At 36.0% G+C, this 6,049-nt stretch carries 6 protein-coding genes and 1 pseudogene; 4 read left to right on the top strand and 3 right to left on the bottom strand.

The genetic code is table 11. The annotated features are described in order from the left end of the window. Positions 1-771 precede the first annotated feature (771 nt). Positions 772-2,058 carry a TlpA family protein disulfide reductase gene (locus tag FXV77_RS21705; protein ID WP_148921345.1) on the bottom strand — a complete coding sequence of 429 codons (1,287 nt, stop codon included), beginning with the start codon at positions 2,056-2,058 and terminating at the stop codon, positions 772-774. A gap of 259 nt (positions 2,059-2,317) precedes the next feature. Between FXV77_RS21705 and FXV77_RS21710 the strand changes: the two genes are divergently transcribed. Further along, a complete protein-coding gene (locus tag FXV77_RS21710; protein ID WP_246162556.1) occupies positions 2,318-2,764 on the top strand; it encodes an RNA polymerase alpha subunit C-terminal domain-containing protein in 447 nt (148 codons plus the stop codon). Between the two features lie 126 nt (positions 2,765-2,890). Here FXV77_RS21710 and FXV77_RS21715 read toward each other — a convergent pair whose 3' ends face one another. Next, a complete protein-coding gene (locus FXV77_RS21715; protein ID WP_246162557.1) occupies positions 2,891-3,703 on the bottom strand; it encodes an NYN domain-containing protein in 813 nt (270 codons plus the stop codon). Between the two features lie 364 nt (positions 3,704-4,067). On the opposite strand from FXV77_RS21715, the gene FXV77_RS21720 reads away from it, so the two are divergent. The 3 genes from FXV77_RS21720 (at position 4,068) to FXV77_RS21730 (ending at position 5,743) form a co-directional block, all read left to right on the top strand. Further along, entirely contained in the window at positions 4,068-4,553 is a 486-nt protein-coding gene (locus tag FXV77_RS21720) for a hypothetical protein (RefSeq protein WP_148921346.1), read from the top strand. Between the two features lie 22 nt (positions 4,554-4,575). After that, a complete protein-coding gene (locus tag FXV77_RS21725) occupies positions 4,576-5,094 on the top strand; it encodes a hypothetical protein (RefSeq protein WP_148921347.1) in 519 nt (172 codons plus the stop codon). Between the two features lie 70 nt (positions 5,095-5,164). Then, positions 5,165-5,743: a hypothetical protein gene (locus FXV77_RS21730; RefSeq protein ID WP_148921348.1), complete on the top strand. Its 579-nt coding sequence runs from the start codon at positions 5,165-5,167 to the stop codon at positions 5,741-5,743. 75 nt (positions 5,744-5,818) lie between these two features. Here FXV77_RS21730 and FXV77_RS22245 read toward each other — a convergent pair. Further along, positions 5,819-6,049 (bottom strand): annotated as a pseudogene (locus tag FXV77_RS22245) (hypothetical protein); the annotation flags it as partial.

Raw genomic sequence — 6,049 nt, forward strand, 5'->3', positions numbered from 1 at the left:
TGTCTACATATTTTCCCAGAAAATTTCTATTCTTCTTCATAATACTTACAATTGGGTTCAAATCCAAAGATAAGCACTAAATCCGATAAAAACTAATATTTTTAGCAAAAAAGAAAGGGTTGGTTTATTTGTACAATAGCAAACCTTGACGTCATCTGCATTTTCTGTTGGTGAATCAAATTGCTAATTGGACGGATCGATTTTTTCAGACACTATTGTTAGTCGATGACTCACTATCATGTAACGAAGAAACTATTAAATTCATCAAAGATTCGGCATCTACATCAAGGCCAGTCAAACCTAGCAGTATATAGGGATTCCCGTTTCCGTCTTTCTTAATATACAGCTTTCTTATCGGCTTAACGATTTCTGATAAATCCGCTCGTTTTGATAGGGTAAATTGCAACGCTCGATGTCTCGCGTTCAGATAGGACAGAGTTACACTCTTAATATCAAGATAGCGAAAGAAATGTGTTCCCCAAAAAAACTTTACCCTAACTCCTTCGGGCAAAATTTTAATTACCCAGCTAGAAAACAATCTCGCAATAAGCAGAAATAACGATACGATTGCATATGTAATAATCAGTAACAAAATAAAAAATGACACTCCAATCGGTTTTGAAAGCAAAAGGTAATCCTCAACAAAGTTTATAAATGGAAAATACATGAAGAACCATATAAGTATTATTCGTAATACCAGCGCATTTTTTTCTTTCGTTGAAATGTGAATAGTTTTAGTATTTGTTTTCATTTTCGCCTACTAACCAATATTTAAAGTATATTCTCTATTATAAACACTTCTAACTGCGCTGATCTCATATCTACCCGCTGAATGACCCGCTCGTTGTTTAGCAAATATGATGATGGATATTTGTATATATTATATTTGTTTACATCCGTTTCAGCATCTTGAAGTTTAATCATCGTCCAATTTATATTATGCTTATTCAACACCGCGTTGAGATCGGTTCTTACATCGCAGATTCCTACAAATTCTACCTTATCCTTATAGTTGTTCGCAATGCGTGTTAGATTTGGTAAATCTTGTAAACACGGGCCACATGTCGTACTCCAAAAGTAAATGAAAATCAGTTTGTCCTTATCCACACTATCCAATGTCCACATATCTCCGTTTAATACATCTCGCCCGGATACTGCAGGAGCTAAAAACCCTGCTTGATCGGAAGATTGATGAACATTTCGATTCTCTTTTACAGTCTTGATGGTATCAGTCAAAATATCAGCGCCTTCAATCTCTATAAATTTCCCGTCATATAAAATGCGGGATAGTTTGAACGTATCCTCACCCAAATTAAAATATTGTCCTTCTAAAACTCTCTTCTCTGGAGGTAACGCCGAAAAATAAGGTATAGCAGGCATAACGAAAACACCTCTATTGCGGATATTCTTACAGAAATAATATGTATTGTTTTTGTATTTTAAAGTTGATAGATAAAATTGCGGGAAAGAAAAAAAGACGTTGTTATTAATCTCCGATACGGAAATAATTAAGGTGTCGTTATGAACTTTGCCGTCGTAGCAGTATTGATAAAAAACATAGTCTGGATTATTTGGTACCGAGGATGAAGTAGTTCTTCCAACAACAGGCCTCACCACATCATCGCCAAAATCGTTATTCTGATTTCTATCAATTATATAATGCATTCCCATACTATCTCTCCCCATCACGACATTAATCCCGCAAGCCAGAGGTTCTTCAGTATAATTCACCGAGTCTTTTAAGTCAATACCCTCCGTTTCAAGCAGTTTGGCTAGACTTGAGCTCATAGTATCCAATAGATGTGCTGATTGGTAGATTAACTGCTTTGGATTTAATTCATAATAATATTCTCGAACATCGTTCCAGTTTTCGGGAATATTTTTGACAGCGGGATATAAATCTCTTCGTTCACTATCTCGTTTTTCACTGATGCCGAATGAGGTAATTCCATGAGGACCATAACTGTCAATTTTTTGTAATTCGATAATAGTCTTCTCTTGAGAAAACAGCAATGTTAAGTTAAAAATGGTATAAATTAAAAGGACTATCTTCTTCATTCTCAAAAGTTCAAGTTAGTTTTAATAGATTATAACGGTGTAATATACAACAATAATAAGAATTATTTCCGATACAGGAATTGATCCAGTAGGTAGGGTGTAAATTAAAACAGGCACTTCCTTTCAGAAAGTGCCTGCTTATATAATACTGTTAAAAAACTATTTAAGTTTTTCGACCTGTTCAACGGTGAGTCCATTGACTATAACCTTGAACGTGTACTCAAAGGTTTCTGTATATTGAATTTTTAACGCCATATCAATGTCATCGGATGGAGCTTTGGACGGGAGACGTCCTGAAATTGAAAAGCCGGCACTGCAGAAAATTACTAAATCCCTAAAGAAATCGGGAAAACTATTTATCGACGGAGGAAATCCTTTAAAAGAAATTCCTCTCGATGAATACAGAAATAAGATGGCAACACCCAAAACATTACGCACCTGCAAACAAGGACACCAATATTACAAAAGCAGCGATTGCCCAACCTGCCCCATTTGTGAAAAGCTAAAGGAACCGGCTTCAGGTTTTCTTACCTTATTGAGCAATCCTGCAAGAAATGCTTTGCTTTATTACGGCATTGATACCATTGAGAAGTTGGCGGAACATACCGAAAAAGAGATTCTTGCGTTACATGGCATCGGAAAGGCTTCTTTACCCGCATTTAAAAAAGCGTTGGAAGAAGCGGGGTTAAATTTTAAAATCAACTGAAATGAAAACAAATTAGATCTCTATATCCACCCAGTAGTTGCAGGTAGCTGCTTGCCGTTAATATGATCGCTTTATTTTAAGCAAGTTACAAAAAACATCAAAGCGCTGAGATATAATTATCTAAACCTATTTCAATCGCAAATAAATATGCTTCACATTCTTATACCCACCTGAATCTCTTTCGTCTATTTCAAACCTATCGATGTATTTAACCAAGTCGTACAGTTTATTAAATCCGTAGTTACGAGGGTCGAATTCCGGTTTCTTTTTCGAAATGAAGCTGCCTAAGGATCCCAAGAAAGTCCAACCTGTTTCATCTGCCAGGTCATCAACGCTATCGACAATCATTTTGATCGTCCGTCTATCCACCTTATCGATTGCTTTTTGAGCAGGTTTTTGCTTTTGTTTAGTCACCGATTTAACAGGTATTTTAGTTGTTTCCTCTTTTTCAACAGGCTTCAATATCTCCAGATAGATGAACTTGTTACAAGAAGCTATAAACGGTTGAGGGGTCTTCTTCTCTCCTATACCAATGACCAGCATACCAGCCTCCCGAAGCCTCGTTGCTAATCGGGTAAAATCACTATCGCTTGAAACAATACAAAAACCCGTGACTTTTTCTGAATACAGAATATCCATAGCATCGATAATCAATGCACTGTCAGAAGAATTCTTACCTGTGGTATAGCTATATTGTTGCACCGGTGTAATCGCATTTTCGAGTAAAACATTTTTCCAACCGGAAACAGTTGGTTTAGTCCAATCCCCATAGATACGCTTTACTGTAGGGGTTCCATTTTTCGATATCTCTTCCAACATTTCCTTTACATTCGCATAAGGAACATTATCGGCATCAATTAAAACTGCGAGTTTATGATCTTGCATCAGTCCGATGTTTGGTATATGGTAAATATACCATTCTTTCGGTACAAATCGCATAGCAAATTGAATCTTGATCCGTAAAGAAATATAAAAGTGCAAGAAAATCTAAATTCATCTTTTCGAGAGTTGCGATATTGCAAAGCTTATTATATATTACTAAATTTGAGACACTTAAGAACAACTAATAGAAAGGAGTTAAATTATGGGATTAAAACCAGGTCCAAAAAGAATTGCTACATCAACAGGTAAGCCAGATCGACGTCAAAGGGATAACAAAAGTACTCCGGGAAATACTCCCTCGTTAAAACCGTCCAAAAGCACAAAAAAGTAGGTTCTATTAGCTTTTTTCGTTTCGAAGGGTATACATGCAAGAAATTAACACGGAATCTTATGCTAATGGTACTATGGATTGATGGGATACATGACCAGAGAAACTAAATATTTATTTTTAGCCATCAGCATAAATCTGGTTGTGGCATTTTTGACATTCTATGTATTCGTAGGTTTTAGCTTGTCTGAGGTAATAGATTTCGTAGCGGATTTCTTCATTAATTTATCGGTCGGAATCGGCGCATTCTATGTTACAGGCTATTATATAGGAAATTTACTTTCCCAGAGCAAGAGAATTCGTATTATACATGGAATTTTTTCAGCATTTTTCATATTACTCATTGGCACTGTTGCCGGCTCAACGGTCGGCTTTATCCAAGAGGGCCTGCCTGCTTCTAATACAAACTTCGATTATTCGTTTTCCGAGAATATAACAGATTATTATTTTAAACCGCTGTTTTGGATATTCTTCTTTGGTTTTATTCCTACTTTGATATTAGGAATAGTGGTAGGATTGTCTTTGGAGGGAAAATCAGGTAGTCAAAAGGTTATTCATCTTAGGAATAATGAAGAGTAGCGTGACGGAAAATGTATAGGTTATGGATGTAAAGAGAATAACATTCACCACATTATGTTGCGCTCTATCGGGCCTCCTATTCATTTACCTGATCAAATGGGACTGGTCATTTTTCATTATCCCAACATTGATGGCATTAAATGTATCACTCACTAATTATGATCTGATATCTATACGCAAGAAATGGCTCGGGATTCTGCTGCATTTATCGCTATCGATCATACTGTTCTTCGTCACTTTCTTTGGGACATTTACGCTATCGGCAAAAATGGATGGATTTATTATGTTCTACGTTGGCTGTGCGTTTGGTGCAATCCTATTTGCGCTGCTTACCAATATTATTTTACCTTTCCAGCATTTTTGGTCGAGCCTATTGATCATCACGGTGTTATCGCTAATATGTTTTCCTATAGCCACCTATATCCATGAGACATCGTGGAATATCATCCCCATTTTGAAAGGAAGAGAGAATATTTCTATAGTATGGATGACACTAGTAGGATTGGGAATTTCCATTGGAATCCATTACCGAAAGAACTAGGTTGTTCGCTATAAAGCTATTCAAAACCTTGAGTATTTTTTACGTATGAGAATAAAAAGCAATTATAGTCATGAATAAACTGCACATTATCGCAGCCCTACTTTTACTGTTGTTTCAAACGACGTTCTCACAAACGAAAGAAATAAAAGGAGATACTGCATTTCTATATAATAGAAATATTGAACTACAAAAAGCTTTAGAATTAAAGGATTTTGAAAAATCTCACGATGAATTTAATTTTAGATTTAGAAATCACGGACAAGTGATTGAAATTTCAAAAGACAGCACAAAATATAACGGGATTATAACAAATTACGTTTACCATACTAGAAAAGCAAACAGAGATAAAACCGAGATATTATCCAATAAAATAATCCTGTCACCAAAACAAGCTGAAGACATCTATAACATCATTCAGATATCTCAAATTTTAGAGTTGCCATCGGATAAATACATAGCGAACTGGAAGCAAGGGGCTGATGGAATAACCTACATCGTTGAACATACAGACAGGAAGAGTTATTGGTTCAAAAACTATTGGGCTCCTTATATTCAAGATTCCATTCCAGAAGCCATTATAGTTTCAAAACTGATTGAAAATCTCTCAGATACATTAAATCTGCAAAAAACTGTTGGCTATGTGCTATAATCTAGATCGTAAATTAAAACAGGCACTTCCTTTATCAGAAAGCGCCTGTGCTGTATATTATTTATGGATAAAAAACTATTTCAGTTTTTCAATCTCCTCAACGGTGAGCGCTAAATCTTCGGCTATATCTTTTATTGGAAGGCCTCTCTTTTTTAAATTCAACGCAGATTTAAGTTTTTCAGCCTTAGCTTTGGCTCGTTCTTCTAATCGACCTTTTTGGAGACCTTTCTGAAGTCCTTTTTGAAGTCCTTTCTGAAGTCCTTCCTCCAAACCTTGCCTCACAGCCGTAATCCGAATGCTCTCCGC

The organism is Sphingobacterium phlebotomi, assembly GCF_008180195.1.
GTDB lineage: Bacteria > Bacteroidota > Bacteroidia > Sphingobacteriales > Sphingobacteriaceae > Sphingobacterium > Sphingobacterium phlebotomi.